This is a genomic window from Allobaculum sp. Allo2 (assembly GCF_022701175.1).
Taxonomy (GTDB): domain Bacteria; phylum Bacillota_I; class Bacilli_A; order Erysipelotrichales; family Erysipelotrichaceae; genus Allobaculum; species Allobaculum fili.
Map to the genome: position 1 here is coordinate 981,475 of NZ_CP078088.1, position 24,362 is coordinate 1,005,836.

Consider the following 24,362-nt stretch of genomic DNA (forward strand, 5'->3'; position numbering starts at 1 on the left):
CCGCTTTTTGGTGCATAATGAGTAAAAATGCGTATAATATCAGAGTGATATGCGCGAAATTGATTCAATTTACGCAACAAATAAGCACTTTACGCAAATCGAAAGAGATTTTAGATAAGCGGCGCGATTCAAAAGAATACGAAGAATCGCGCTTGTCTGCGTATACTGAAAGAAGAATCCCTTTTCCAGAGGCAAGTCTGGAAAACGGCAATTATCCTTGGGATTCAGAATCTTCTGCATCCCCGATCAAGAAAACAGGGAAAGGAGAATTTTATGGCTGTAAAAAAGCATCTGTAAAACGATCGCGCAGAAGCGATCGGAAAAATCAAGAATAAATCGAAAGACGAACTTTTAGGCGATGTCGTCAAGGCGATTGAGAAAGAATACGGAAAAGGTTCGATCATGAAGCTGGGCGATCGCTCGAGCGTCGACGTTGAACCGATTCCATCCGGCTCGCTGCTGCTCGACCAGGCGCTGGGCATCGGCGGCTATCCAAAAGGCCGTATTATTGAAATTTACGGTCCAGAGTCTTCGGGTAAAACGACCCTCGCGCTGCACGCGATTGCGGAAGTGCAGAAAAAGGCGGACGCGCGGCGTTTATCGATGCCGAAAACGCGATCGACCCGGTTTACGCTAAGCATCTGGGCGTCAACATCGATGAGCTCATTCTCTCCCAGCCGGATTCCGGTGAACAGGGTCTGAACATCATGATGATGCTGATTGAAAGCGGCGCCGTGGATCTGGTCGTTGTCGACTCCGTTGCGGCTCTCGTTCCGCAGACCGAACTGGACGGCGAAATGAACGAGCTGCAGGTCGGCGCGCAGGCGCGAATGATGTCCAAGGCGATGCGTAAAATCGCCGGTATCATGAACCAGTACGACTGCACGGCGATTTTCATCAACCAGCTGCGTATGAAAGTCGGCAGCATGTACGGCAACCCGGAAACGACCCCGGGCGGCGTGGCGCTGAAGTTCTACGCTTCGGTACGTATCGATATCCGCAAGAGCGAAACGATCAAGGCCAACGGCGAATCCATCGGTAACAAAGTCAACATCCGTGTCGTTAAAAACAAGGTGGCCCCTCCGTTCCGTACGTGCCAGCTGGAAATCATTTACGGTGAAGGCCTCTCGGCCATTTCCGAGCTGATCGATCTGGCTTCCGAATACGATGTCATTAAGAAGTCCGGTTCCTGGTATTCCTATCAGGGCGAAAAGATCGGCCAGGGCAAGGAAGCGGCCAAGGCATTCCTGAAAAAGAACCCGGAACTGTACGAAGAAATCGTTAAGAAGGTTCAGGAAATCATGCGCGGCACAACCCTTTCGGACGATATCGACAAGGACGATCAGAAAAAGGAAACCGACAAAAAACAAGACGAAAAAGGCCGATGTGAAAGCCGATGAGGACGACGCAGAGGACGAATTCGATCTGGCTGAGGGCGATTTTGAAGACGATGACGAAGACTTCGACGATGATCTCGACGGAAACTTCGTGGACTTCGATCTTGAAACCGGCGAAATCCGCGAATAATCCGTTTTTCGCAGAGTTCACCTAGAGAAACGATTAAAATCCTGTACAAAACTCCATGAATACGGCTCTGCCTTCTGCAAGGATGATTCCTGCAGAAGACAGAGCTTTTGCGTGCGCGCCTCGCCGCTGCAGTCTGAAAAACGGATTAAAAACGACTGAAAAGTGTGTGGGAATTGGGAATGGATTTGCACGGATACAAGCATTCTATTCAGTTTCCTCCGGTATTTTTGTAAACTTTTAATGTAACGGGTTTCATCGCAGACGACGGCAGTGGCATATTCGGGCAGCTTTACACGTCATGACCGCTCTTCTGCGAATCAGTTTTTCTAGAAAGGAAACATAAATGAGAAAAAATAAAGCAAGGCTTGCTTTCGGTTCCGCGATTTTAACGGCAGCCATGGTTGTGTCTTCCGTTCCTTCCTTCGCCCTGCCGGTGGCAGCCGTGGAAGATGCGAAGACCGGGACCCAGTCCGGACAGCTGGATACCCCATCCTACACACATCCCGTGCAGACCGTCAGCGCCCAGGATGCATCGAAGAGAAGTCTGAACTTCAACGAAAGCTGGAGCTTCCACTTTGGCGATGCAGCCGGTGCCGAGCAGCCGCTCGCTGACGATGCCAGCTGGGAAATCGTCAATGTACCGCACGACTATTCCATCACTCAGGATTACGACCGCAACCTGGAAGGCGAAAGCGCCTATAAGCCAGGCGGTCTGGCCTGGTACCGCAAGTCCTTTACGCTGGATGATGCCCTGATGGGAAAACAGGTCCGTATTGACTTTGACGGCATTTACATGAATTCCACCGTCTACATCAACGGACACAAACTCGGCGATCATCCGTATGGCTATTCGCCGTTCTCCTATGATCTGACACCGTATCTCAACTGGGGAGGCGAAAACGTCATCAGCGTTCGGGTCAACCACCAGATTCCATCCTCCCGCTGGTATTCCGGAAGCGGTATCGGACGCAACGTCCATCTGACCGTAACCGACGACGTTCATGTCGATCTCAGCGGAACGCAGATTACCACGCCAAAACTCGCAGAGCAGCACGACGGCGATGTTGATACCAACGTCAAGACGACGATCGTCAACTCCAGCAACGAAGCGAAAACCGTAACGGTTCAGCAGTTCCTGTACGAAAAAGGACAGGAAGACGGTGAACCGGCCGCTTCTTCCGCAAAGAGCGATGCTGTAACGCTCGAAGCCGGCAGCACGCAGGTTGTGGATCAGACCTTCCAGGTCAGCAAGCCAAAACTCTGGCATACCACGAACAGCTTTGAAGAAAAATCACAGCTTTACACCGTTGTGACGAAAATCTTTGAAGGCGAAAACGAAGTCGACAGCTACTCTACTGAATTTGGCTATCGCTATTTCAACTTTGATAAGGATACCGGCTTCTCGCTGAATGGCGAAGACATGAAGCTTAACGGTGTCTGCATGCACCATGACCAGGGCGCCCTCGGTTCGGTCGACACGTATCGTGCCGTAGAACGTCAGGTTGAAATCCTGAAAGGCATGGGCGTCAACTCCATCCGTACGTCCCACAACACCCCAAGCAAGGTTCTTGTCGATGTGTGCAACGAAAACGGCATCATCCTGATGGAAGAAATTTTTGACGGATGGGATCAGCACAAAAACGGCAACACGGAAGATTACGCCAGCTACTTCAGCGAACCGCTTCCGGAAGACACCGAACTTCTGCATGCGGATCAGGCGGAAGTCTGGGCGCAGTATGACCTGCAGGAATCCGTACGCCGCGACCGCAACGATCCGGCCGTCGTGATCTGGGATATCGGCAACGAAGTTGAACACGGCTCTACCTTCCACTTCCCGACGATCTGTCAGAACCTGCTCGACTGGATCAAGGCCATGGACGATCGCCCAGCCGTTTTAGGCGATAACAAGACTTTAGGCAACGCCACCCCGTATCCAACCAGATGCGTGACGCCATTCACGCCGCCGGCGGTCTGATCGGTTCCAACTACGGTCTGCCCGAAGCGCTGCTGACACGTTTCCGCCTCGACCATCCGGAATGGCGCTTTATCGGTACCGAAACCGTTTCTTCTGTAAACTCCCGCGGCATTTACGATCGCATCGGCAGCCAGGCCGACAAGAATGGCGACCGTCAGCTGACCAGCTACGACTACTCCTGCGTAAGCTGGGGCCATCGTGCAGCCCAGGAGATGATCGGAAGTCTTCAGTACGACTGGTACGCCGGTCAGTACGTATGGACCGGATTTGACTACCTCGGCGAACCGACGCCCTGGAACGGCATTTCCAATACCGATCATGCCAACTATGGCTGGCCGGCTCCGAAAAACTCCTACTTTGGAATTATCGACACCGCCGGTCTGCCAAAGGACACCTACTATTTCTACCGTGCAATGTGGAAACACGATGATACGACGCTCCATATGCTTCCGGCATGGAAGTCGGATCTGGTTTACACCGGCAACTCCAAAGGCGTTCCGGTTGTCGTCTACACCAACGCGCACAAAGTAAAACTGGAATTCACCGATACCAATGGTCAGACCAGGGAAATCGGAACGAAGGAATTCACCGAAAAACAACCGAAAACGGCTACAAGTGGCGTACGTACGAAGGCGCGGATAAAGAAGGCGCAGACTATATGAATCTCTACTTCACCTGGTACGTTCCATACGCTGACGGCACGCTGACCGCGACCGCCTATGACGTCAACGGAAACGAGATCGAAAAGACCGTTGGACGCAATCAGGTAACGACGTTCGGCGATGCGGCCAAACTCGACGCCGAAGCCGACCGCACCGAAATCAAGGCCGACGGCAAGGACCTTTCCTACATCACCGTCGACATTAAGGATGCAAAAGACAACGAAGTAGCCAACGCGACCGACCGCGTTTCCTTCAGCGTCGAAGGCCCTGGCGAAATTGTCGGCTGCGACAACGGAAACTCCATTGACTTCCAGCCGTATGACGAAGACAACCGTGCCGCATTCTCCGGCAAGATGGTGGCTATCGTCCGCTCTACCGGCGAAGACGGCGAAATTCGCGTCACCGCTTCTGCCGACGGTCTGGCGTCGGATACCGTAGTCATTAACGCTTCCGGAGCCCAGGCGCCAGAAGCCAGCGATCTGATCAGCGCCGAATACGCGAAAGGCTGCTACCTGCGCAGCGGCGCCGTTCCGACACTTCCAGCCACCGCGAAACTGACGTACGCGGATGGAACCGTTAAGGAAAACGTTCCAATCGTCTGGGAAGACTTCTCCTCGATAACCTGACGTTCGACAAGCCGGCCGTTGTCAACGGCGTGGCTGACGGTCAGAAACTCACGTACTACATCAACCTCGTAGCCGATCAGGGCGCTGTCGCCAACTACTCGGCAGTTGTAAAACCAAACGAAAAACCGTCTTTGCCTTCTTCCCGCCCGTTCCTGTCTCAGGATGGCGATGTGATGCCGTTCCTGGCGCCAGTCACCTGGAAAAACGTACCGGAAAGCGGCTGGGCTGACGAAGGCACGTACACGATTGAAGGTACAGCCGATGTTCTCGGCAAGGAATACCCGGTAACCGCAAGCATTCGCGTCGGAACTGAAACCCTGACCCAGGGAGCCAACGTTGTTCCAAACCTTGGCTATAAGATCGAACAGAATATTCCAGCTTCTCTGCAGTCCGATACGCTGCTCGCCATTAAGGACGGAAATGTCGCACCGTCTGCTCAGGGCGGAACGAACAAGACGATCTGGACCAACTTCAACGCGACTAACGCGACCGGCGAGAATAAGATGCTCGACACGGAAATCAAGGTATACCTCGATACCGCGCAGCTGATCAACCAGACGAGCATTTACTTCATCAAGGACACCTGGTCCGCCGTTTACCCGGCAGCCGGCGCTGTAAAACTGTACGCATCGGCAACGGGTGAAGACGGAACCTGGACCGAAATCAATGCGACCGAAACGATCGGCGACGAACAGGGTGATGAAGCTCCGTTCTACAAGGAATATAAGTACACCTTCGATCCGATGTCGATTACCGTTCTGAAAATTGCCTTCACTACACCGGAAGGACAGGGCCTTGGCGGTGCGGACGTACACGTTTGCCACGGCATTTCCGAAGTCGAAATGTATCCCGTTACTTCCGCTCTGGAAGCCGGATCGACAACCGATCTCGAAACGCTCATTCTGAACGGCAAGGACGAAGATCTGACGGCTACGCAGGCAAGCCTGCTCAAGTCCGTAGCGTACCTTGTGGATACCCTCGACGTGAAGGGTGCCGAAAATGCGGCGGTAACCGTCGTTCGCCAGGATGACGAAAGCGTTCTGCTTTACGTGGAATCCGAAGACCACAGCGCGACCCGTCTCGTGACGGTAAAACTGCGCACCCCGTATGAACGTGAACCGGAAACTGATGAGTACGATCTCGATCGCACGACGATGACCGCTTCTGCGACGAGCGTATACCCCGGTACAAATGAAGGACCGGCGTCCAACGTTCTCGATAACAGCACCGGAACCTGGTATCACACCAACTGGAACAATTCCGAAGGTTCCAAAGTGGAAAACCGTCACATCGATCTGACCTTTGAAGAACCGCAGACGATCGCGGCTCTGCGCTATCTGCCAAGAAACAGCTCCGGCAGCGGCGGACGCAACGGTCAGGTTGTTACATACAAAGTGCAGTACAAGGAAAGCGATGACGGCGAATGGAAAGACATTTCCGAAGGCGAATGGCCGTATACCACCGGCTGGAAAGTCGCGGAATTCGACCATACCGTTACCGCGAAAGCGGTTCGTTTCATCGGTGTCGAAACCATGACCAACGGTGGCAAAGCCAATACGGACATGTCGGCAGCCGAAGTGCGCGTGGCGACAGAATTCCCGAAACGGAATCTGACAGCGCTTGAAGGCTTTAGCGTAACCTGGCCGGAAACGATCGACGATACGTTCGTTCTTGGTCAGACCGACCTGCACAAGGACATCACCGTGAGCGCCAATGAAACGCTCTATTACGGAAGCGACTACTACTTCGATTACGAAGCCAATCCGGAAACAAACGAAGTGACTGTAACCCTCAAAGGAAACGGCTACTATTCCGGTTTGGTTTCCAAAACGTATAAAGTGGCTTCCATCATCGCCATCGATACGACCCAGCTCGAACTGGCAATCGCCGAAGCCGATGATCTGCTCCAGAACGCCCAGGCGTATAAGACCGTTGCTCCGGTAACGGCAGCTCTGCCCGAAGCCAGAACGGCTCTGGACAAAAGGAAAGCCAGAAGGCGGTTAACGACGCGGCCCTCGCGCTCAACCACGCTCTGCTTTCTGTACGTCTTCAGCCGGGCAAAGACGCACTGGACGCCCTGAAGTAGTCGATCCAAACGCATATCCAGAGATCCAGAGCGTTTTAAAGATTTCTTCGAATTCAGGACATACAAAAGGCTCCCCATTTGCACAGTACTGTGCACGCGGGGAGCCTTTCTTATTGGGCCGCAGTGTGCTGCAGGAAAGCGGACCGTTCCGGTTTCGAGGCATTTCGTAACGAAAACGGCACGAATTGAAAAGATCGAAACCTCAGAAATTGGCCGGCACGATTTAGAGTATAATAATGCACAAACTCAGGCGGCCCGCTTTGTGTCCCCTTTTTCTGTGCCTCAAACCGACGCAGAAGGCCGCCAAAGAAAGGAAACTGAAGTATGGCTCGTCTGCAGCGTTCAAAATCATCGTCTGTATCGCTTGAATCGCTTCACCATCCCGTTGTGTTTGTGGTCGATATGATTAACGGCTTCGCCCGTGAGGGCGCGCTGGCCGATCCGGCGATTCTGCAGGCTGCCGCACCGATTCGAAAGCTCATTGAAGAATCTCAGGCGCCCGTCTGGTTCATCCGGGATTCGCATACGCCCGATGCGGCGGAATTTCAGTCGTTTCCCGTGCACAGTCTGGAAGGCAGTGAAGAATCCATGGTGATCGATGAACTGAAGGATCTTGAAACGGCTTCGCATACCCTGTATAAAAACTGCATCAGCGCCGCGGCCAGCCCGCAGTTTGCCTCCATGCTCGAAAGCCTTCCAGAAGAAGGCGCCGATCTGATTGTGACCGGATGCTGCACCGATCTTTGCGTACTTCAGCTCGCCCTGCCGCTTCAGAGCTGGATCAATCAGACCAATCGAAAAACATGCGCGTGATCGTGCCGGAAGACTGTGTGGAAACGTACCACATCCCGGATGTACACGATGCCGCCAAGTGGAACGAAACCGCGCTGGCCATGATGGCCGCAAATGGAATTCTCATCGCAGGTTCCGTTGAAGAGGAATAAGGAAAAATGAAAGATGGAAGAAATCTGACCCTGGTCATGGATTTTTACGAACTCACCATGAGCCAGGTCTACTTTAATCAGCACAAAAACGAAGAAGTTGTGTTTGATCTGTTTTATCGACGCAATCCCGAAAAAGGCGGCTTTGCCATCTTCGCCGGACTGAATCAGGTCATCGAATACATTCAGGATCTGCATTTCTCGCCGGAAGAAATCGACTACCTGCGCAGCCGCGGGCAGTTTACGGAAGAGTTTCTCGAATACCTTTCTCAGGTGAAATTTACGGGCGATGTCTGGGCGATTCCGGAAGGAACGCCGGTCTTCCCGTACGAACCGCTCATTCGCGTCAAGGCGCCGCTGATTGAAGCCCAGCTGCTCGAAACCGCGCTCCTTCTTGCGGTCAACCACCAGACGCTGATCGCCACCAAGGCCAGACGCATTGTGCAGGCGGCCAAAGGCAAGGCGGTTATGGAATTTGGAGCCCGCCGTGCCCACAACTTCGATTCCGCCATTCAGGGCGCACGTGCGGCGTATATCGCCGGCGTAGCCGGAACCGCAACGACGGAAGCCGGCAAGCAGTTCAGCATTCCCGCCCTTGGCACGATGGCTCATTCCTTCGTGCAGAGCTTTGACAGCGAATACGACGCCTTCCTGGCGTATGCCAAAATGTATCCGGACAGCTGCACGCTGCTGATCGATACGTACAACACGCTGCGCTCCGGTCTGGAAAACGCTATTCGCGTTGCCAAGGAATACCTTGAACCCAACGGCCATCGCCTCAAAGGCGTGCGCATTGACTCCGGCGACATGGCGTATCTGTCTAAGAAAATCCGCCGCCGTCTCGATGAAGAAGGCATGCAGGACTGCTCCATCGTCGTTTCCAACTCGCTCGATGAATACCTGATTGAATCGCTCGTAGACCGTCAGGGGCCAAGATCGATGCGTACGGCGTCGGTGAAAACATGATCGTCTCCAAGGACTCGCCGGTATTTGGCGGCGTGTACAAGCTGGCGGCCATTGAAGAAAACGGCGTTATGGAACCCCGGATCAAGATTTCGGAAAACGAAGAGAAGATCACCAACCCGGGCTATAAAAACCTGTACCGCATTTACAACAAGGAAGACGGCAAAGCGGTCGCCGACCTGATGACGCTTTCGGATGAAGTGCTCGATGAATCGGAAGATCTGACGATTTACCATCCGATGAACAAGTGGAAAAACAAAGTCATCGAAAAGGACACGTACGAAATCCGCGAACTTCTCGTGCCGATTTTCATTAACGGCGAACTCGTGTACCGCCAGCCGTCCCTGCTTGGCATTCGCGACTACTGTGCCAGAGAGCAGGAAACGCTCTGGGAAGAGATCAAGCGCTTCACCAACCCGCAGATCTACTACGTCGACCTTTCCGAAAAGCTCATTGACCTCAAGCTCGACATGATCAAGTCCAAGCGCTGAATGAAACGCTGAACTCCGATCGAAAATACATTTGCCCGGATCCAGACGGATCCGGGTTTCTTCGTCCGTCTGTGCGGATCCTTTACCGGGGGCAGAAAGCAACGCATATGCCCCTTCCTGCGCAGACTTTATTTACGCTATGACTAAAGCGGTGGAAGCGGTATCCCGCTTTCAATGCGCTACACTGTCAGAAGAGCCGAAAAGACAGGCACGATTCACAGAAAGAGCAGGTACCGTTTTATGGAAACCGATACAGCGTTACAGGCGGACAAAAACCAGACGCCGGCAACTAAACCGTCCGATTTCAATCAATCCGAAAGGATCGATACGCCCATCGACTGTCTTCAGAAACAGATTCTGGCCTGCCGTCAGTGCCGCCAATTGTTTGGTTTTGAACCGCGCCCGGTCGTCTTTGGCGGCCCGCATGCGAAAATCGTTCATATTTCTCAGGCGCCCGGACGTCTCGTCCATGAAATCGGCCGCCCCTTCGCGGATCCTTCCGGCAAGCGTCTGCGCCAGTCCTGGTATTACCTGAGCGAAGAGCAGTTTTACGATCCGAAAAACTTCTACTTCACTGTTATGGGTCACTGCTTTCCCGGCAAGGGAAAGACCGGCGACAAGAAACCGCCTGCCGTATGTTACGAGCGCTGGACGAAAAAGAGCTTGAGCTTCTTAAGGAAGCCGAGCTGATTCTGATCGCCGGCCGAGAAGCCGCCAGCCGGATTTTTCCGGGAAAGACGCTCGATGAGCTCGTCTTTTCCCATCTCGAATACGAAGGCAAGCCCTGCTGCGTCCTGCCGCATCCCTCGGGATTAAACCGCGGCTGGTTTATGAAGCACCCGGAATTTGAAGAAAAGGTCGTACCGGAAATCCGTCAGAAAATTCATGACGTGCTCAGTATTCCGATCGATCCCGACTTTAAAGACCATCTGCCCAAACGCGAAAGCTGGCAGAAAACCGCCTCGAGAAAGCCGGCAGGATCAAAGACAGACGATACGCAGAACAAACCAAAATAGCAGCGGCCAGACGAAAGCATAAATCCAGTCCGCAGATCCAGCCGGGCGGCATAAAAAGACCGCCTCAAAATGAAGCGGTCAATCGGTCGAGATAACAATCAGTGAAAAGGCGTCATCTCATTGCGGAAGTAATCGCGAATGATCGGAAAGACGATCGATTCGTACGTGCCGTCATACAAAAAGCGATGTTTCGCTCCATACAGATAGAGCAGACGCGTATGCGCCGGATCAAGCAGGGAAATCATGCGTTCGGAAGATTTGGCGCTGATGACCTCATCCGCCGTTCCGTGCAAAATGAGAACCGGACAGTCTACCTGCAAAATCGAATAGCGATACGTCGAGACGACTTTCAGAAACGTCTGGGTATGATTGCGGCTCAGACTGCCGGAATCCCCGTCGCTGAAGGGAAAGAGCGCTTTTCTGGCGGCGCGTTCCACCTGATAAAAATCGAGCGGGAAATAGGCCGGTGCGCAAAGCAGCAGATGCTTCACCTTGAATACGGAAGCCAGATAGGAAGAAACCACGCCGCCCATGGAAAAGCCAAGCAGGTGAACGGGACGACCCGTCGCAATCGCCTGGCGCAGTTTTTCTTCACAGCGGCCGATCCAGTCTTCCATGCGGGTATCGCCTGGATCCTGCGGATCAAAGTAATCAAAAGTCCAGACTTCAAAGCCCTGCTTTTCCAGCCACGCTTTGAGCGGATCCATCTCGTGAGAAACTCTTCGCCCGAATCCGTGAATGGTGACGACAATATCCGGACGGTGAATAAACGGGAAATGTAAGTTCATGGCCGAATTATACCATGGGCAAAGATCCGGCTTCTGTCCGCTTTTCGAAGAAGGCCGTCCGCCCTGTCCAAGACGATCATCAAAAAAGAGACTGGCGGGAAAGATAACGCATAAATCCCATATTCTCGTCAGAAATGGACGAAAAAAGACGGTGAAAAAGTGCCTGAAAAAGACGAAATTTACTAAAACATCAGGCGATTTTTAACCGTTCTGTACGCGGGCAGGGAAATTTCTCAAGCGGAGAATGAGACAAAAAGAGATAGATTAGACAACGAAAGTATAGACATATTTTGGCCGTTGTGGATTCGATTGTCAAAACGGGTCGAAAGACAGAAAATCGATGCCAAATATGAATTTCGGCATATATGGCATTTATTCATTATTTTCTTATCCGATTATGATGATTAATTGACTATTTTCTATCTTAATACGAACTTAATGCTAATTAATGTGTTCTTAATGCAAACTTTACCCTGGTTAAATTTCCTGTGTATCCGCCTTTTCCTCGAAATATGGCATCTGATACACTTTAACCGTCAAAGAAATCAGCAGGTAAAACCTGAAGAGAACTTAGACATTTGAGAGAAATAGAAAAAGGAGCACAGCAGCCATGAAAGACGATAGACGAATGAAACTTTACCAGCTCAATTCCAACAGCCGAAACCTCCGGGCGAAAATGGTAAAATCCCTCCGCATGATGCGCGATGGAGAATTTGAAAGGGCGAATCAGGTTCTCAGCGAATCCAAGGAGGAATTCGATGAACTCAGAGAAGAAAACCGTTCCATCCAGGACGATTCCTTTGAATCTTCCATGGGATTTACGGAAGTCTTCCACGAGGCGATCGCACAGGCCAATCGGCTTTGTTCCCGCAACTGCTCGGCGATCAAATTCCACGTATACAACTGATCCATCATAATTCACACACGCCGCAGCGCACTTTGCATTTCCAGTCATAATTCGATTTATCTCTGGCAAAGGATCGTGGGTTGAATCGTCAAGCTGTGCCAGAAAGAAATCTGCTGCGAAAAAGAGTCCATGGGCAATGGGCTCTTTTTCATGCCCGTTTCTTTTGAGAAAACAAAGCGGACCGGATGGGGGATAAGAAATACGGGTGCAAAGAGAAATAGAAGAAATAGAAATATGAAATAGAAATTCAGGTTTTGAGAGAAAAATGAAGTTTGAGAAAAATAGAAAAGGGGACAGCCGATGGACATCGGCCGGTTTGGGGACGCAGAAATTCTGGGGTTTTGCCTGGATTGGACAGGCGCTCAGCAGGCTGCTTCTCCGGAAACGCGATTGAGCCTTAATATCCTCTTTATGCGGAGTCAAGAATTTTTTACACAGTCGAAAAAGGGAAACTGCAAGCGCATTTGAGACAGGCACGCATAGCCCAGATTTCAAAAGAGGACGCATGCGATCCGCCGTTCCGTCTGGATGGGGTCTGGATTCTGTCTGCTGGTACGAATACGCTCCAGAAAACCAGACGTATCTTTTGGGGTATACACGAAACCTTAAAATTAAGACTTTGTTTAAGAAGAATGGACAGAAGACGCAAAAATGCGCCGTTTCGATTCATCCTGGACGTTTGAAAAAGGGAGAAACCCGCTCAAAAACTGCATTCGAACCCGGAAAAATTCACATAGTTCCCAAAATATTCTGTTTTTCTTTTGCCATTTTCAAGAAGCGTGATAGAGTATGCGCATAAATAAGCGAAGAAGAGAAGAGTAAGACATTCCTAGGGTGCAGAGAGTTTCTGGCTGGTGAAAAGAAATGCCGAAGATGTCCGAACATGGTCTTGGAGCAGCATGGCCGATTAACAGGTCTGACGGGAACGCCCGTTACAGCGTTAGAGTATGTTTGTACTTGATGAGGCGTATCTGGCGACAGGTATGTGAATTTAGGTGGTAACACGAAGTGTCAGCTTTCGTCCTAATGTGATGAAGGCTTTTTTGTATCCGGATTTTCCAATCTGGATTCTGACAGGAAGGAGAAAACTGTGATTGAGCTTGAACATGTCACAAAGACGTTTCAGACAAAAGACGGAACCGTCAGCGCGGTAAAAGATGTTTCGCTCCATATCAAAAAAGGACAGATCTACGGCATCATCGGATTTTCCGGTGCCGGTAAATCCACGCTGGTTCGCTGCATGAACCTTCTTGAGCGTCCGGATGAGGGAAAAGTAATCTTTGACGGCGAAGACTTAATGGAAGCATCGCCCAAAGCGCTGCGTAAAGCCCGTTCGAAAATGGGCATGATTTTCCAGCACTTTAACCTGCTGCCGGCCCTGACGATTTACGAAAACATCGCCCTGCCGCTGCGGCTGGAAAAACGGCCAAAGGAAGAAATCGACGCCAAGGTCATGGAACTGCTGGCGCTGATCGATCTGGTCGAGCGAAAGGATTCCTATCCTTCCCAGCTTTCCGGCGGTCAGAAACAGCGCGTGGCGATTGCCAGAGCGCTCGTTAACGATCCGAAAGTTCTGCTCTGCGACGAGGCCACTTCGGCACTCGACCCGCAGACGACGCAGACCATTCTGAAACTGATTAAGCGCATCAATACCGAACGGCACATTACGGTGGTTGTCATTACCCACGAAATGTTCGTCGTTAAGGAGCTGTGCGACGAGGTCGCTATTATGGCCAATGGCCGCGTAGTGGAACAGGGAGACATCATCCCGATCTTCACCAACCCTCTGCAGGAGATGACCAAGGAGTTCATCGCAACCGCGTCCAACGCCAACAAGGTAGATGAACTGATTCGTCAGAATCATCCGCTGACCCGCCTGAAAGCCAACCAGCAGCTCGTCAAGCTGCAGTACGATTCGAGCAGCACAGCCGAAGCAATGATTTCGCACATTTCCAGAGAATTCGGCATCGACTGTTCCATTATTTTCGGAAGCGTCGAAATCTGGAAAGACGAGCCGATCGGCCAGCTGGTAACGATCTTTACCGGAAGCAACGAGCAGATTGAAAACGCCGTTGCGGATTTGAAAACAGTCATATTCGAGTGGAGGTGATCAAGCGTGGACACATTGAGTAACTGGATTCCAAACGTCATCGCGTTTGCGGACGAATTCCCCAGGCCATTGTGGATACCCTGATCATGTTAGTGATCACCGGAATCGTCAGCTTTATCATCGCGCTGCCTCTTGCGGTGCTGGTGGTCATCACCAAGCCCGACGGCATTGCCCCGAATAAAGCGGTCTTCTGGATCCTGGATAAAATCATCAACCTGTTTCGCGCCATCCCGTTTGTCATCCTGATTCCGCTGATGATGGGGCTGACCCGTCTGATTTTCCATACGACGATCGGTATCAAGATGGCCATCGTTCCGCTCATTGTCGGTACGATCCCGTTCATGGCGAGACAGCTGGAATCGGCGATGGAAGAAATTCCCGACGGCATTGTCGAAGCCAGCATTTCCATGGGCATGAGCACCTGGGAAATCATCTGCAACGTCTATCTTCGTCAGAATATTCCCGGCATGATCCGCGGTCTGACGATCGTTCTGATCGCCGTAATCGGGCAGATCGCCATTGTCGGTACCGTCGGCGCCGGCGGTCTGGGCGACCTGGCCATCCGCTTTGGCTGGCAGAGACAGATGTGGGATATCACGTTTGTCGTTCTGATCCTGCTTCTGATCATCATTTCGATCATTCAGTGGATCGGCGACTGGCTCGTGCGCAAGACAACGCATTAATGAATTAAAAACGCTTAAAACAAACGCTTTCTCCGGCAAATGAAAAAATGCGGACCATAAAAATTCCACAAAGACGAAAGTGTCTGAATCCAGCCGGAAAGCCTGACTTCATTTCAAATTTGATCTGTATCCTTCTCGCCTGACCGGACCGGCTGCGCATCCTGACCGGCCAGAGCGAGTCCGATAAAAACATTTCCAGTAAAAGGGAGGAAAACAAAATGAAAAAACTGACTTCGCTTCTTGCCTGCGGCGCACTCGCGTCTCGCTGGCTGCCTGCTCGAACAGCCAGCCTGCCGCCTCTTCAGCTGCTGCTTCTGCATCCAGTGCCGAAGGCGAAAGAACCACACTGACTGTGGGCGCAACGACCAGCCCGCACGCGATCATCCTGGAAGAAGCCAAAGACGCACTGGCCGATCAGGGCATCGATCTGAAAATCGTGGAATTCTCCGATTATCCAAACATCAACCCGTCCACATCCGACGGCTCTCTGGATGCCAACTACTTCCAGCACGAACCGTATCTGATCAGCTACGATGAAGACAACGGCTACAAATCCGGAGATGACGGCTACCTCGTAAGCGCAGGCGCCATCCACTACGAACCGCTCGGTCTGTATTCCGAAAAGCACAAGTCTGTTGATGAAATCGAAGACGGAGCAACCATCGTCGTTCCAAACGATGCGACCAACGAAGCCCGCGCTCTGTACCTGCTCGAAAGCCTTGGCTGGATCACGCTTGATGAAGACGCAACCATTTCCACGGCAACCGTTCGCGATATCGTCGACAACCCGAAAAACCTCGACATCGTTGAAATTGCGGCGGACCAGGTGGCTTCCAAGCTTCCGGATATCGATTACGGCGTAATCAACGGCAACTACGCCCTCGCTTCCGGCGTGGAAGACAAGCTGCTCGAAACCGAAGCTGCGGACTCGGTAGCTGCACAGACGTACCAGAACGTCATCGCCGTTAAGGAATCCAGAAAAGACGATCCGGCGATCAAATCACTTGTCGATACCCTGAAATCCGAAGAAATCAAAAACTTCATCACTGAAGAATTCAAAGGAATCGCCTTCCCGGCGAAGTAAGACACGCCCTTAAAGCAAAATCCAGGCGGATGCAAAAACGGCTCAAGCAGAATGTAACTTCTGTCTGAGCCGCTTTTTTATGGGGTGAAAAATCAGAGCTCCAGCAGGGCGCAAAAAATTGCTCGCAATAGGAAAAGGCAGCTTTCGAAGGAAAGAGCAGATTCGTCTTTAAAAACAGTCTTTCATAGCGAAAAATATGGAATATGTTGTTCAAATAAAAAAGACGATTTATAATAATGTCCAGGCAATTCACACTGGAAAGGAAAAAGAAAGCCTATGCATGCGAAGAAAATACGAAAGAGAGCCTTCGCCGGTTTTTCGGCGATCCTCTCGGTTTCCCTGTTCCTCTCCTCGAGCGTACTCCCGGCCTTCGGGCACGAAGAACCGAAAAACGAGCCCGTCGAAAGCCAGCCGATTCGGTCTGCTGGTCAGATCAGCCGGGATTTCGTTTTGAAATCGAAAAAGCCTGGTCGGATGAACATTCGTCTCAGAAGATTCTTCTCCATCTGATCTTCCTGAAAGACGCTGGAAGAGTGGAGAAGGGCGATACGGTACGACTCCCGATTCCCGAGGCGATTCATGTCGAACACACGCATAAGCCGCAGCCGATCTGGCTGGAAGGCGAAGTTCTCGCCGGTCAGTGGACGATGGAAGGAAACGAACTGGTCATAGAACTGAATGCACGAAGCGGGAAGGACCTTCAGGACCCGCTTCCTCTTACCCTTCCTGTAGAAGCGGCAGCCGAAGATCTGCCGTTTTCCTGGAAACTGAATGCGAATGAAGAGCCAGCTGTTCTTACGTTTGTCGACGAGTCGGAAGAAGACACGGAAAACGAAGAGAAGCCGTCCTCGTCAGAAGATACGGACAGACCGGATTCCAGAGCGGACCAGTCCGAAGACAATGCGGCGACAGACCGTCCGGCGCAGGAAGACAGCGGAAGGCCGGAAGCCAGCCGGCAGACAGAAGAAAATTCGAATTGTGAAAATGATCAGACGGGCAGAGACCTGCTGAAAGAAAACCAGATTCAGCTCAAGCCAGAACAGATCGGCTCTACCGTTTTCCTGAATCTCGAATATCCTTCTTCTTATAGATGGCAGGACGGAGATCATTTCTCGCTTCGTCTGCCGGATTTTGCGTCTGTATGGGTCGCTAATGAATTTGAGCCCGGTGCAGAATCGGGTTTTGAGACGAAAACCGAAAATGGAACGATGCGCGTCGCGTTCAAGGACGGCGGCAATCTGCCTTCCTGCATCGCCTTCCAGCTTCAGAGCGACGACCCAGAACGGGAGCATGCCCTCTGGGTTCTGTATCAGAGCGAAAGCCAGACGATTTCTCTGGATGTGGAATTCGTCAATCGGGAGGAAATCCTTCTTTCACGGACAGCGACATTCTTCTGGAAAGCTATGCTCCGTCCATGAGCGATTTTGTCCGGATGATTGATAAAGATTCCTATTCCAGATACGAATGGAATGAGATTGCAAAAGCCTTTGGAACATCCGGTCAGCAGAAAGTATTCAATAAAGTTAAGGAAATCGTCAATAAAGGCAGTCTTACGTCTCTGGATAAACGGCCGCTGATCGACATTTCCGATAAAGTGCAGAAGCTGAAAGTTATTAACCGGTATCTGATTCAGACGATCGATTATGAAAATAACTACAAGAAGCTGAAAGATGGCGGACAGACCGCCTACAGTGCTTTAATCGGCCGCAAAACGGTCTGCTCAGGATATGCCCATGCGTTCAGCCTGCTGGCCAACGCGTCGGGCGTGGAAACGTATATCGTCGGGGGAACCGGAAATGCGACCGGCAAATTTGAGCCTCATTCCTGGAATATTTCAAAACTTGGCAATTACTACTATTCCATCGACGTGACATGGAATGACTCCTTTAATGCGGAAACCCGGTGGTTTTTATTGGGTAAAACGAACATCAATAAGGACCACAGACCGGATCCTGCAAATTTCAAGACGCCAGGTACAAAGCTTGCAAAGAGGGAACCTGGCTTGCCGCCAGCAATTTTGTACACGTGTCGGGTGTGTCCGCGTCCTATAAATCGAAGACGGTTCCCAACAACGGCAGGCTGACGCTGGAACTTGGAGGTACGTATTCGATCAGTCTGTCCACATCCAGCGGTTCCAGATACTCCCTGACGTGGTATTCTGGCGATACGAATGTTTTTACCGTCAATTCATCCAAAGGCGCCGGAGCCGTCATCAAGGCGACCCCTGTGAAAGCCGGATCCGCAGAGCTGAAAATTTATTCCCCGCACCGAAGGGAATACACCATTCAGGTGCAGGTGCCAGACAAAAAGTTCACCATCAAGTATGAGGCTAACGGCGGAAAGGGAGCGACGATGAAAGATACCGTCGTCCATTACGGCCAGAAGGTAACGACCACAAAATGCACATATACGCGAGACGGATACAGCTTTGGCGGATGGTACGTATACAGCGACAGGAAGAAGCAGTACATGTATAAAAGTTCATCCGGAAACCGGTTCATGTCCGACGCCGAAGCCGCCAGACACAAATATCCAAAATCGATTTACTCCAACGGCACCCCGCTGGCCAAAACGACAGACATAGACGGAGATGTCCTCCGCTTTAAAGCCGCGTGGAATGCGCTGCCGTCTTTGAACAGCGCTTCCGTTACCCTGTCTTCGACAAGCTATACGTATACCGGAAGCGCGATTCAGCCGGGCGTAACGGTGAAACTCGGAAACAAAACCCTCTCATCCGGCAAGGATTACACCGTTTCCTGTTCCAGCAATATCAGTGCGGGAACCGCGACCGTTACCATTACCGGAAAAGGAAACTATACGGGCTCCGCAAAGAAAACTTTTACGATCAAACCCGCCTCTCTGAAGACGGATATGATTTCGGCAATACCGGATCAGACCTGGACAGGCCAGCCGATTGCGCCGTCCGTAACCGTCAGCCATGGCAAAACGCGTCTGATACAGGACAAAGACTATACCCTCAGCTATTCGGGTAACCGGGAACCTGGAACGGCCTCACTGAGCATCACGGGGAAAGGAAATTACACGGGAAGTGCAGTCAGGAAGTTCGAGATTGTTCCTGTCCGCCTGAGTGAAGACATGGTCGGTCAGATCGCTGAGCAAATCTGGACAGGCAGGGAGATTCAGCCGTCTTTAACGGTCCGCAGCCGCGGCGCAGATCTGATTCCAGGTCAGGACTACACCGTAAGCTATGCCAATAACGTGAACGTCGGAACAGCCAGTCTTACCATCCAGGGCACAAACCATTACACAGGAAGCGTAACGCGGACGTTTTCCATCCGAAAGAGGCGGCCGTGCCGCGCGTCGCCATGTTCCGTCTGTACAATCCAAACTCGGGCGAACACTTCTATACGGCCCAGGAGAGGGAAAAGAACAGCCTGATTCAGGCAGGCTGGACGTATGAGAACATTGGCTGGTACGCGCCGCAAACGTCCCGTACGCCGGTATATCGTCTGTACAACCGCAATGCGGGCGATCATCACTACACGATGTCGGTCAATGAACGCGATCATCTGATCCGCGCCGGATGGACGGACGAAGGCATCGGCTGGTATTTCGATGATGCCCAGGGCGTCCCGCTCTATCGTCAGTACAATCCCAACGCGAAAAGCGGAAGCCATAACTACACGACCGACCCGAACGAAAACGCCTTCCTTGTCCGAAACGGATGGAACGCGGAAGGCATTGGCTGGTACGGCTTAAGATAGCCAGACAGATCAATCCAGTCTTTCTCTTAAACAGAACAAAAAACAGCGCTTTCCAGGCGGATCCGGACTGCATGTCCTGCATGCGTTCCAGCCGCCTCGAAGGCGCTTTTCATTTTTGGATGCTGCGTCAGACATAGGCACTTCGGTGAAGGACCTCAAAATCGCTGCAGGACTTAGTCGAGCATCTTATCGTAAGCCTTATCTGCGAAAATCACGATGCCTCTTTGACCGCTGCAATCGAGCGTATATACCGTGCAGCGAATAAATGCTTTCATACAATCTGGATCCATCGAATACTGGAAGACGGCATCGTCTCCCTCTTTCCAGTAAAACCCGCTTTCTTCGTCGATATTGTTTCGAATGGGTCTGGCTGTTTCCTCCCTGACCGGGCTGTATGGCAAACGCATGGAAATCAATTCCGGAAGTGCTGGCCGCACGAATTTCAAATTCAGAGTCGCCATCCGGCTTTCCCCGCTTCAGGCCAGATTCCATGAACAGTACGTCACGGAACGCCAGAGAACGGACAAAATTGAAAACGATGCCGTTTCGATCCTGGTCATAAACTAAAGGCTGCAGCCTGTCCTGATCTTCTGCATGTTCAAAGTCTAAACTGAAAGAGCGATTGAACGCCTCCAGCAGTCGAGCGCGGCGGCTGGAATAGAAATAAAACGGCGAAGAACTGCTGCCATAATTCATGGTGCTGCCAGGCATCCCCATAAGACAGCCATAATAGTCTTTTGCCGGCATATGCAGATCTTTGACTTCAAATTCGCAGAACATATACAGGGCGATGGCGCGCATTTCCTCACACAGCCTGTCCTTATATTCATGCCGCGCCTTCGTATCCAGTATCTGCAGAGGAATAAATCCGTCGAAAACGGTTCCTTCCTCGCTGGCCGTCCAGCGGGCACCCAGCGTGCGGCTTAAAGCCTCGAGAAAAGCCTGTTCATTTTCCTTTGAAAAATGGTCAGCCGGTTCGATCTTCAGATCGTCCAGCCCTTCGCTTCGAGCATCCGCATCGTCAATCAGGTGCGTATGCGTAAAGTACTGGAATCGTATGCGTCAGAAAATTCCAGCGGATACTTTTCACGGATCTGGTCGAAAAGTGCGATCCGACGGCTGAATTCATTTATGTTGTAGTCTGCCGAAAAGGTTTTCCGCTGTTCCGGTCAATACTGAGAGGCCCTGTCCTTTGACGATTTCAGCAGATCCACAAACTCCCGGATCCATTCCTTGAGTTTCGGATCCTGAAATAGCGGTCATAAAAGGGTTCAGGATGCTCCAGTTCTTTCTCAAACATTTCTGAGTAAGCTGTCATCTGCTCTTTCTGACTGTTTACGAGTCTTGTGGTTCAGTGACGAGTCGGCCTGGACTCCAAAGCGTTCAGACATTCCTGATCGCTTCCCTTTGTCCAGGTTTCCACCAGACCTGAGCCAACCAGGCCTGCAAGCGCGACAGCCGCCGCCAGCCCTGCCAGCAGAATCCATTTCGTTCTGGGCGCAGACGGCTGGGAAGTATCCGATCCAGAATCGGACTGCGCACTGGGAATCGGCCTGGATGGCAAAGGCGGAGGCGGCAGCAGGAAAGAAGCAGAGGATTCACTGAAAGCAGAACCTGGATCGAGAGGATCCGTATTTGTCTGCAGGAAAAGCATGGGTTCGATAAGATAGGACTGAACCGATAAATCCGTCTGCTCAAAGAAAGAGCGATGGACAAGAAAGCCATAAGCCAGAGAGGGGATCCGAATGAAAGGTGTAATTTTCGATTTTAATGGAACGCTGTTTCTCGACCACGACAAGCATGTCAAAGCGTGGAACCAGATCAGTCTCGAACTGCGAAACCGTCCGGTGACACAGGAAGAACTCGTTTTGCATATGAATGGAAAGCCGAATGTGCAGATCATTCGCTACCTCAATAACGGGAAAATCGACCCGGCAAGGGAAGAGCAGCTCTCCCAGCGCAAGGAAGCGCTGTATCGCCAGTGCTGCGCAGAAGATCAGGCGTCTTTTCATCTGATCGAAGGCAGCGAAGCGCTGTTTGATGAACTGACCCGGCGCGGCATTCCCTTTACGATCTGTTCTGCTTCCATCTGGGAAAACATCGAGTTTTTCGTTCGCAGCTTTCATCTCGATCGCTGGATTCGAGAGGAAAACATCGTCTACGATGACGGAACATACGTAAATAAAATCGCCATGTTTGAGCGGTCCGCCGAAATTCTCGGCCTTCCGTTAGAGGAACTGACCATTCTGGAAGATTCTGTGGCGGGAATAAACAGCGCGATTGAAAGCGGCTGTCAGGATGTGCGGCTGCTGGATTCGTCGCATATTGCCTCACAGATGGCCGGCAGAAAACAGATCCGTCAGGTCGTGCATTCCATGAAGGAGATCCGCATTGATCTGCCAATCGAAGCCATTCCATCCGAAAAGGAGAACGATTAAGGAAAATCGATTAAAGAAAAGCAATAAAAACGATCGGCGATAGAAAGCCGATCGATCAGAAATATGGGGAACGGTACGATCCGTTCCCGTTTTTTTAATGGCATTATTGGGCGTAATCGCCGCCGTCCACGCCAAGATATTCTTCCAGGCAAAGACCGCTTTGCGCGATGGCCTGCGCTTTGTCGCCGATATAGCGCAAATGCCAGGGCTCCGCCTGATAGCCGGTAATTCCTTCTTTTCCTTCCTGATAGCGAACGATGAAACCATACTTCCAGGAATTGTCCAGAAGCCACTGGGCTTCTGTGGGTCCGGTCAGCAGCGCGCCGCTGCTGTGCTTCAAATCGAACGCCAGTCCGGTCTGATGTTCCGAATATCCAGGTCTTGCAGAGAAGGTATCCGCCTCAGCCTGACCATAGCCGGCGACATAGTTGTTGTAAAGGCCGGCCTGCGTGTCGTAGCTTCGAAAATTGGACGTGTCATAGCTTACGTCCATGCCCTGCGCGATCATGTCCGCAATCAGAGCGGAAACCTGCGCGCTGGCGGTCGGATCGACGCCTGGGGCATAATCCGCCGGAAGACCGTGCTTTTATTCGCAATCAGAATGCCGTCCTTATAGTAAATGCCGTCGATTGTCTCTTCTTTTAGAGCAGTAGCCTGCCCGTTTTCCGGAAGCGTTTCAGCGGGAACCGAATCCCCATCCTGGGGACCGTCAGGCGACTGGATGGCTTCTTCCGCTTTGCGTCTGGCTTCGGCAATTTCTTCGAATGTTCGTTCCGAGCGCTGAGCCGAGGGAACGGTCTGGCTGCTCGGATCCGCCTGGGAAGAAGTGCCTGACCTGGAAGAGCTGCAGGCGGCCATTCCAAAAATGGAAAGCGCAGCGAGCTGGGCGGCTAAAATCAGTTTTTCGATTTGACGTCCTTTCATGCGAAGGCTCCTTTCGACCGCATCCGCTTCTGGCAAAACTGCGGACGCAGATGTTTTCTCTTTTTCATACGTGTTGAATGTATTGCCCTGGAAGAGGAAAGACCAGACCGATCAGTTCCGGCTCCTGTTTTATCAAGCAGACCGTACACTTTTGCACCGAAAAAGGGATACGGGCTTGCTGGATTCCGGTGGAGTTCAGGCTGTCTTGTTTTATCGGTTTTGGCAATGATAAGATGATTATAACTAATTAATATTCATATTCAGGGAGGTTCTATGAAAAACTGTCCATCCTGTCATTATTCCAACAAGGATGAGGCTCGATTCTGTGCAAAGTGCGGGACGCCGCTGCCCAATTCGAACTTCAGCGCAAATCCGAATCCAAACCCAGCGGATCGTCCAAATCCGGCATCGTCTGACGGCCTGCAGACCGGGCAGAGGCCAAATCCTCAAAATCCGTCGTCCAACAGAGGATTTTCGCCCCATTACGGTCCGAACAGCGCAGGGCCAAATGGCTATGCTGAACCGCCGCGTCAGCCCGGTCCGCAAAACTATGCCCCAGTGCCGCCTGCACCCGTTTCCGGTCCTTCCGCTCCTCAGCCCAAAAAGTCTGGCTCTGCAGGAAAATCGTTCTGATCGTTCTGGCTGCTGCACTTCTTTAGGGGTCGGCGCCTTTGGCGGATGGTTCTTCTTCACCTATAACGGGGCTGGCAGGCAGGATGTGGCCGTCATCTCCTCCGATTCGTCCGCGAAGGATTTTCTGTCGGACAAATCGTCGGATTCTTCCCAGAAGCCGAGTGCCGAATCGTCTTTAAAGGCTTCTGAAGCTCCCGCATCCGACGAAAAAGCATCCGTCAGCTTGCAGGCTGCGCAAGCAGAAGAGCCGAAACCTGAACCAAAACCGGAGCCAAAGCCAGAACCCGCAAAGACGCAGTATCGCCTCAATTATGTGATGAAGGTTCGCAGCGGACCGTCTCTGGATCATTCCCAGGTCGATCGTCTTAGCGAAGGCACCATCATTACCGTGCTTGAAGAAGAAACCGCGGGTGACGGCAGCGTCTGGGGGCGTGTTGGCGAGGACAAGTGGGTCTGCCTTTCGGATGACGACTATGTTTACGCTTCCCGCGCAGGCTGATTCTCATCCGTTTTCCTTCTGCGTACGATCGCGTTTGAAAACAGGCCGTTTTCGGATCTGTTCCAATTTCTTCAAAAAGATTGCCGCTTTATCTGGACAGAACGCCGAAAGCATTAATTAAAAACCTTACCACTGTATTTACAATTCATAAAAATTATTATTCATACAATACAACAGCCAGCAAGCTTCCCTCTTCATAAGGAAATCCTGCTGGCTGTATTTGAATGCATAGTTTGAAATTGTCTACGAAGTATCATCGGGCGCTCAGGCCTTCTTTTTGTACG

General features: G+C 51.6%; 25 protein-coding genes, 3 pseudogenes and 1 other annotated feature. Of the genes and pseudogenes, 23 read left to right on the plus strand and 5 right to left on the minus strand.

Annotated elements, in window-relative coordinates:
* The first annotated feature begins 17 nt into the window (after window positions 1-17).
* The 11 genes and pseudogenes from KWG61_RS05655 to KWG61_RS17140 all read left to right on the plus strand — a co-directional run bounded on the left by KWG61_RS05655 (window position 18) and on the right by KWG61_RS17140 (window position 10,287).
* Complete coding sequence (locus tag KWG61_RS05655) at window positions 18-335, plus strand: hypothetical protein (protein ID WP_242745212.1); 318 nt, start codon at window positions 18-20, stop codon at window positions 333-335.
* Window positions 325-1,400: pseudogene (gene recA / locus KWG61_RS05660) on the plus strand (recombinase RecA). The gene KWG61_RS05655 and the pseudogene recA overlap by 11 nt, the downstream one beginning before the upstream one ends.
* Window positions 1,387-1,527 carry a hypothetical protein gene (locus KWG61_RS05665; protein WP_242745213.1) on the plus strand — a complete coding sequence of 47 codons (141 nt, stop codon included), beginning with the start codon at window positions 1,387-1,389 and terminating at the stop codon, window positions 1,525-1,527. Before recA ends, KWG61_RS05665 begins: the two are co-directional and overlap by 14 nt.
* A gap of 343 nt (window positions 1,528-1,870) precedes the next feature.
* On the plus strand, window positions 1,871-3,502 hold the full coding sequence (locus KWG61_RS05670; protein WP_242745214.1) for a sugar-binding domain-containing protein: 1,632 nt from the start codon (window positions 1,871-1,873) through the stop codon (window positions 3,500-3,502).
* Window positions 3,469-4,164: a hypothetical protein gene (locus tag KWG61_RS05675; RefSeq protein WP_242745215.1), complete on the plus strand. Its 696-nt coding sequence runs from the start codon at window positions 3,469-3,471 to the stop codon at window positions 4,162-4,164. The genes KWG61_RS05670 and KWG61_RS05675 overlap by 34 nt, the downstream gene beginning before the upstream one ends.
* Window positions 4,161-4,790 (plus strand): invasin domain 3-containing protein, encoded by a 630-nt coding sequence (locus tag KWG61_RS05680; RefSeq protein ID WP_242745216.1) that lies wholly within the window; start codon window positions 4,161-4,163, stop codon window positions 4,788-4,790. The genes KWG61_RS05675 and KWG61_RS05680 overlap by 4 nt, the downstream gene beginning before the upstream one ends.
* A 29-nt stretch (window positions 4,791-4,819) precedes the next feature.
* A complete protein-coding gene (locus KWG61_RS05685; RefSeq protein WP_242745217.1) occupies window positions 4,820-6,871 on the plus strand; it encodes a discoidin domain-containing protein in 2,052 nt (683 codons plus the stop codon).
* Window positions 6,872-7,200: 329 nt separating this feature from the next.
* Window positions 7,201-7,689, plus strand: coding sequence for a cysteine hydrolase family protein (locus tag KWG61_RS05690; protein WP_242745218.1), 489 nt, complete (start codon window positions 7,201-7,203; stop codon window positions 7,687-7,689).
* Window positions 7,680-7,820, plus strand: a complete 141-nt coding sequence (locus KWG61_RS05695; protein ID WP_242745219.1) for a hypothetical protein — start codon at window positions 7,680-7,682, stop codon at window positions 7,818-7,820. The genes KWG61_RS05690 and KWG61_RS05695 overlap by 10 nt, the downstream gene beginning before the upstream one ends.
* Window positions 7,821-7,826: 6 nt before the next feature.
* A pseudogene (locus tag KWG61_RS05700) lies at window positions 7,827-9,271 on the plus strand (nicotinate phosphoribosyltransferase).
* A 240-nt stretch (window positions 9,272-9,511) separates the two neighbouring features.
* Window positions 9,512-10,287, plus strand: a pseudogene (locus KWG61_RS17140) (uracil-DNA glycosylase family protein).
* 98 nt (window positions 10,288-10,385) lie between these two features.
* Here KWG61_RS17140 and KWG61_RS05715 read toward each other — a convergent pair.
* Both KWG61_RS05715 and KWG61_RS05720 read right to left on the minus strand, forming a co-directional pair.
* Window positions 10,386-11,075 carry a carboxylesterase gene (locus KWG61_RS05715; protein WP_230267564.1) on the minus strand — a complete coding sequence of 230 codons (690 nt, stop codon included), beginning with the start codon at window positions 11,073-11,075 and terminating at the stop codon, window positions 10,386-10,388.
* Between the two features lie 529 nt (window positions 11,076-11,604).
* Window positions 11,605-12,489, minus strand: a complete 885-nt coding sequence (locus KWG61_RS05720) for a hypothetical protein (RefSeq protein ID WP_242745222.1) — start codon at window positions 12,487-12,489, stop codon at window positions 11,605-11,607.
* A 290-nt stretch (window positions 12,490-12,779) separates the two neighbouring features.
* Window positions 12,780-13,011: a binding site (T-box leader), on the plus strand.
* A 61-nt stretch (window positions 13,012-13,072) separates the two neighbouring features.
* Here KWG61_RS05720 and KWG61_RS05725 point away from each other — a divergent pair.
* The 8 genes from KWG61_RS05725 (at window position 13,073) to KWG61_RS05755 (ending at window position 19,584) form a co-directional block, all read left to right on the plus strand.
* Complete coding sequence (locus KWG61_RS05725) at window positions 13,073-14,092, plus strand: methionine ABC transporter ATP-binding protein (RefSeq protein WP_367614267.1); 1,020 nt, start codon at window positions 13,073-13,075, stop codon at window positions 14,090-14,092.
* Window positions 14,093-14,163: 71 nt separating this feature from the next.
* Window positions 14,164-14,775, plus strand: coding sequence for a methionine ABC transporter permease (locus tag KWG61_RS05730; RefSeq protein WP_242745223.1), 612 nt, complete (start codon window positions 14,164-14,166; stop codon window positions 14,773-14,775).
* A 218-nt stretch (window positions 14,776-14,993) separates the two neighbouring features.
* Window positions 14,994-15,125, plus strand: coding sequence for a hypothetical protein (locus tag KWG61_RS16035; protein ID WP_256460796.1), 132 nt, complete (start codon window positions 14,994-14,996; stop codon window positions 15,123-15,125).
* Between the two features lie 2 nt (window positions 15,126-15,127).
* Complete coding sequence (locus KWG61_RS05735) at window positions 15,128-15,859, plus strand: MetQ/NlpA family ABC transporter substrate-binding protein (RefSeq protein ID WP_242745224.1); 732 nt, start codon at window positions 15,128-15,130, stop codon at window positions 15,857-15,859.
* Between the two features lie 236 nt (window positions 15,860-16,095).
* Window positions 16,096-17,277, plus strand: a complete 1,182-nt coding sequence (locus tag KWG61_RS05740) for a hypothetical protein (RefSeq protein ID WP_242745225.1) — start codon at window positions 16,096-16,098, stop codon at window positions 17,275-17,277.
* Entirely contained in the window at window positions 17,274-17,942 is a 669-nt protein-coding gene (locus KWG61_RS05745) for a transglutaminase domain-containing protein (protein WP_242745226.1), read from the plus strand. Before KWG61_RS05740 ends, KWG61_RS05745 begins: the two co-directional genes overlap by 4 nt.
* Window positions 17,894-19,258 carry an InlB B-repeat-containing protein gene (locus tag KWG61_RS05750; RefSeq protein ID WP_242745227.1) on the plus strand — a complete coding sequence of 455 codons (1,365 nt, stop codon included), beginning with the start codon at window positions 17,894-17,896 and terminating at the stop codon, window positions 19,256-19,258. The genes KWG61_RS05745 and KWG61_RS05750 overlap by 49 nt, the downstream gene beginning before the upstream one ends.
* Window positions 19,186-19,584, plus strand: a complete 399-nt coding sequence (locus KWG61_RS05755; protein ID WP_242745228.1) for a hypothetical protein — start codon at window positions 19,186-19,188, stop codon at window positions 19,582-19,584. The genes KWG61_RS05750 and KWG61_RS05755 overlap by 73 nt, the downstream gene beginning before the upstream one ends.
* Before the next feature lie 173 nt (window positions 19,585-19,757).
* On the opposite strand, the gene KWG61_RS05760 is transcribed toward KWG61_RS05755, so the two are convergent.
* Window positions 19,758-19,991 carry a hypothetical protein gene (locus KWG61_RS05760; RefSeq protein WP_242745229.1) on the minus strand — a complete coding sequence of 78 codons (234 nt, stop codon included), beginning with the start codon at window positions 19,989-19,991 and terminating at the stop codon, window positions 19,758-19,760.
* On the opposite strand from KWG61_RS05760, the gene KWG61_RS05765 reads away from it, so the two are divergent.
* Entirely contained in the window at window positions 19,990-20,151 is a 162-nt protein-coding gene (locus KWG61_RS05765) for a hypothetical protein (RefSeq protein ID WP_242745230.1), read from the plus strand. The two genes, KWG61_RS05760 and KWG61_RS05765, sit on opposite strands and share 2 nt — an antisense overlap.
* A 1,178-nt stretch (window positions 20,152-21,329) precedes the next feature.
* On the plus strand, window positions 21,330-22,022 hold the full coding sequence (locus KWG61_RS05770; protein ID WP_230267556.1) for an HAD family phosphatase: 693 nt from the start codon (window positions 21,330-21,332) through the stop codon (window positions 22,020-22,022).
* 103 nt (window positions 22,023-22,125) lie between these two features.
* On the opposite strand, the gene KWG61_RS05775 is transcribed toward KWG61_RS05770, so the two are convergent.
* Window positions 22,126-22,530 (minus strand): M15 family metallopeptidase, encoded by a 405-nt coding sequence (locus KWG61_RS05775; RefSeq protein ID WP_242745231.1) that lies wholly within the window; start codon window positions 22,528-22,530, stop codon window positions 22,126-22,128.
* Between the two features lie 8 nt (window positions 22,531-22,538).
* Window positions 22,539-22,946 carry a hypothetical protein gene (locus KWG61_RS05780; RefSeq protein ID WP_242745232.1) on the minus strand — a complete coding sequence of 136 codons (408 nt, stop codon included), beginning with the start codon at window positions 22,944-22,946 and terminating at the stop codon, window positions 22,539-22,541.
* Between the two features lie 273 nt (window positions 22,947-23,219).
* On the opposite strand from KWG61_RS05780, the gene KWG61_RS17145 reads away from it, so the two are divergent.
* Complete coding sequence (locus tag KWG61_RS17145) at window positions 23,220-23,579, plus strand: zinc-ribbon domain-containing protein (RefSeq protein ID WP_367614268.1); 360 nt, start codon at window positions 23,220-23,222, stop codon at window positions 23,577-23,579.
* Window positions 23,461-24,078, plus strand: a complete 618-nt coding sequence (locus tag KWG61_RS05785; RefSeq protein ID WP_367614269.1) for an SH3 domain-containing protein — start codon at window positions 23,461-23,463, stop codon at window positions 24,076-24,078. Before KWG61_RS17145 ends, KWG61_RS05785 begins: the two co-directional genes overlap by 119 nt.
* The last annotated feature ends 284 nt before the right edge of the window (window positions 24,079-24,362 follow it).

Bases quoted from the DNA above. Each gene is read 5' to 3' on its own strand.
- KWG61_RS05720 (WP_242745222.1), bottom strand. From the start codon at position 12,489: ATGCGTCCTCTTTTGAAATCTGGGCTATGCGTGCCTGTCTCAAATGCG.
- KWG61_RS05680 (WP_242745216.1), top strand. From the start codon at position 4,161: ATGAATCTCTACTTCACCTGGTACGTTCCATACGCTGACGGCACGCTG.
- KWG61_RS05780 (WP_242745232.1), bottom strand. From the start codon at position 22,946: ATGAAAGGACGTCAAATCGAAAAACTGATTTTAGCCGCCCAGCTCGCT.
- KWG61_RS05695 (WP_242745219.1), top strand. From the start codon at position 7,680: ATGCGCGTGATCGTGCCGGAAGACTGTGTGGAAACGTACCACATCCCG.
- KWG61_RS05760 (WP_242745229.1), bottom strand. From the start codon at position 19,991: ATGCGTTTGCCATACAGCCCGGTCAGGGAGGAAACAGCCAGACCCATT.
- KWG61_RS05785 (WP_367614269.1), top strand. From the start codon at position 23,461: ATGCTGAACCGCCGCGTCAGCCCGGTCCGCAAAACTATGCCCCAGTGC.
- KWG61_RS05740 (WP_242745225.1), top strand. From the start codon at position 16,096: ATGTCCAGGCAATTCACACTGGAAAGGAAAAAGAAAGCCTATGCATGC.
- KWG61_RS17145 (WP_367614268.1), top strand. From the start codon at position 23,220: ATGAAAAACTGTCCATCCTGTCATTATTCCAACAAGGATGAGGCTCGA.
- KWG61_RS05690 (WP_242745218.1), top strand. From the start codon at position 7,201: ATGGCTCGTCTGCAGCGTTCAAAATCATCGTCTGTATCGCTTGAATCG.
- KWG61_RS05655 (WP_242745212.1), top strand. From the start codon at position 18: ATGAGTAAAAATGCGTATAATATCAGAGTGATATGCGCGAAATTGATT.
- KWG61_RS05775 (WP_242745231.1), bottom strand. From the start codon at position 22,530: ATGATCGCGCAGGGCATGGACGTAAGCTATGACACGTCCAATTTTCGA.
- KWG61_RS05745 (WP_242745226.1), top strand. From the start codon at position 17,274: ATGAGCGATTTTGTCCGGATGATTGATAAAGATTCCTATTCCAGATAC.
- KWG61_RS05670 (WP_242745214.1), top strand. From the start codon at position 1,871: ATGAGAAAAAATAAAGCAAGGCTTGCTTTCGGTTCCGCGATTTTAACG.
- KWG61_RS05675 (WP_242745215.1), top strand. From the start codon at position 3,469: ATGCGTGACGCCATTCACGCCGCCGGCGGTCTGATCGGTTCCAACTAC.
- KWG61_RS05755 (WP_242745228.1), top strand. From the start codon at position 19,186: ATGTTCCGTCTGTACAATCCAAACTCGGGCGAACACTTCTATACGGCC.
- KWG61_RS16035 (WP_256460796.1), top strand. From the start codon at position 14,994: ATGAAAAAACTGACTTCGCTTCTTGCCTGCGGCGCACTCGCGTCTCGC.
- KWG61_RS05765 (WP_242745230.1), top strand. From the start codon at position 19,990: ATGGAAATCAATTCCGGAAGTGCTGGCCGCACGAATTTCAAATTCAGA.
- KWG61_RS05715 (WP_230267564.1), bottom strand. From the start codon at position 11,075: ATGAACTTACATTTCCCGTTTATTCACCGTCCGGATATTGTCGTCACC.
- KWG61_RS05770 (WP_230267556.1), top strand. From the start codon at position 21,330: ATGAAAGGTGTAATTTTCGATTTTAATGGAACGCTGTTTCTCGACCAC.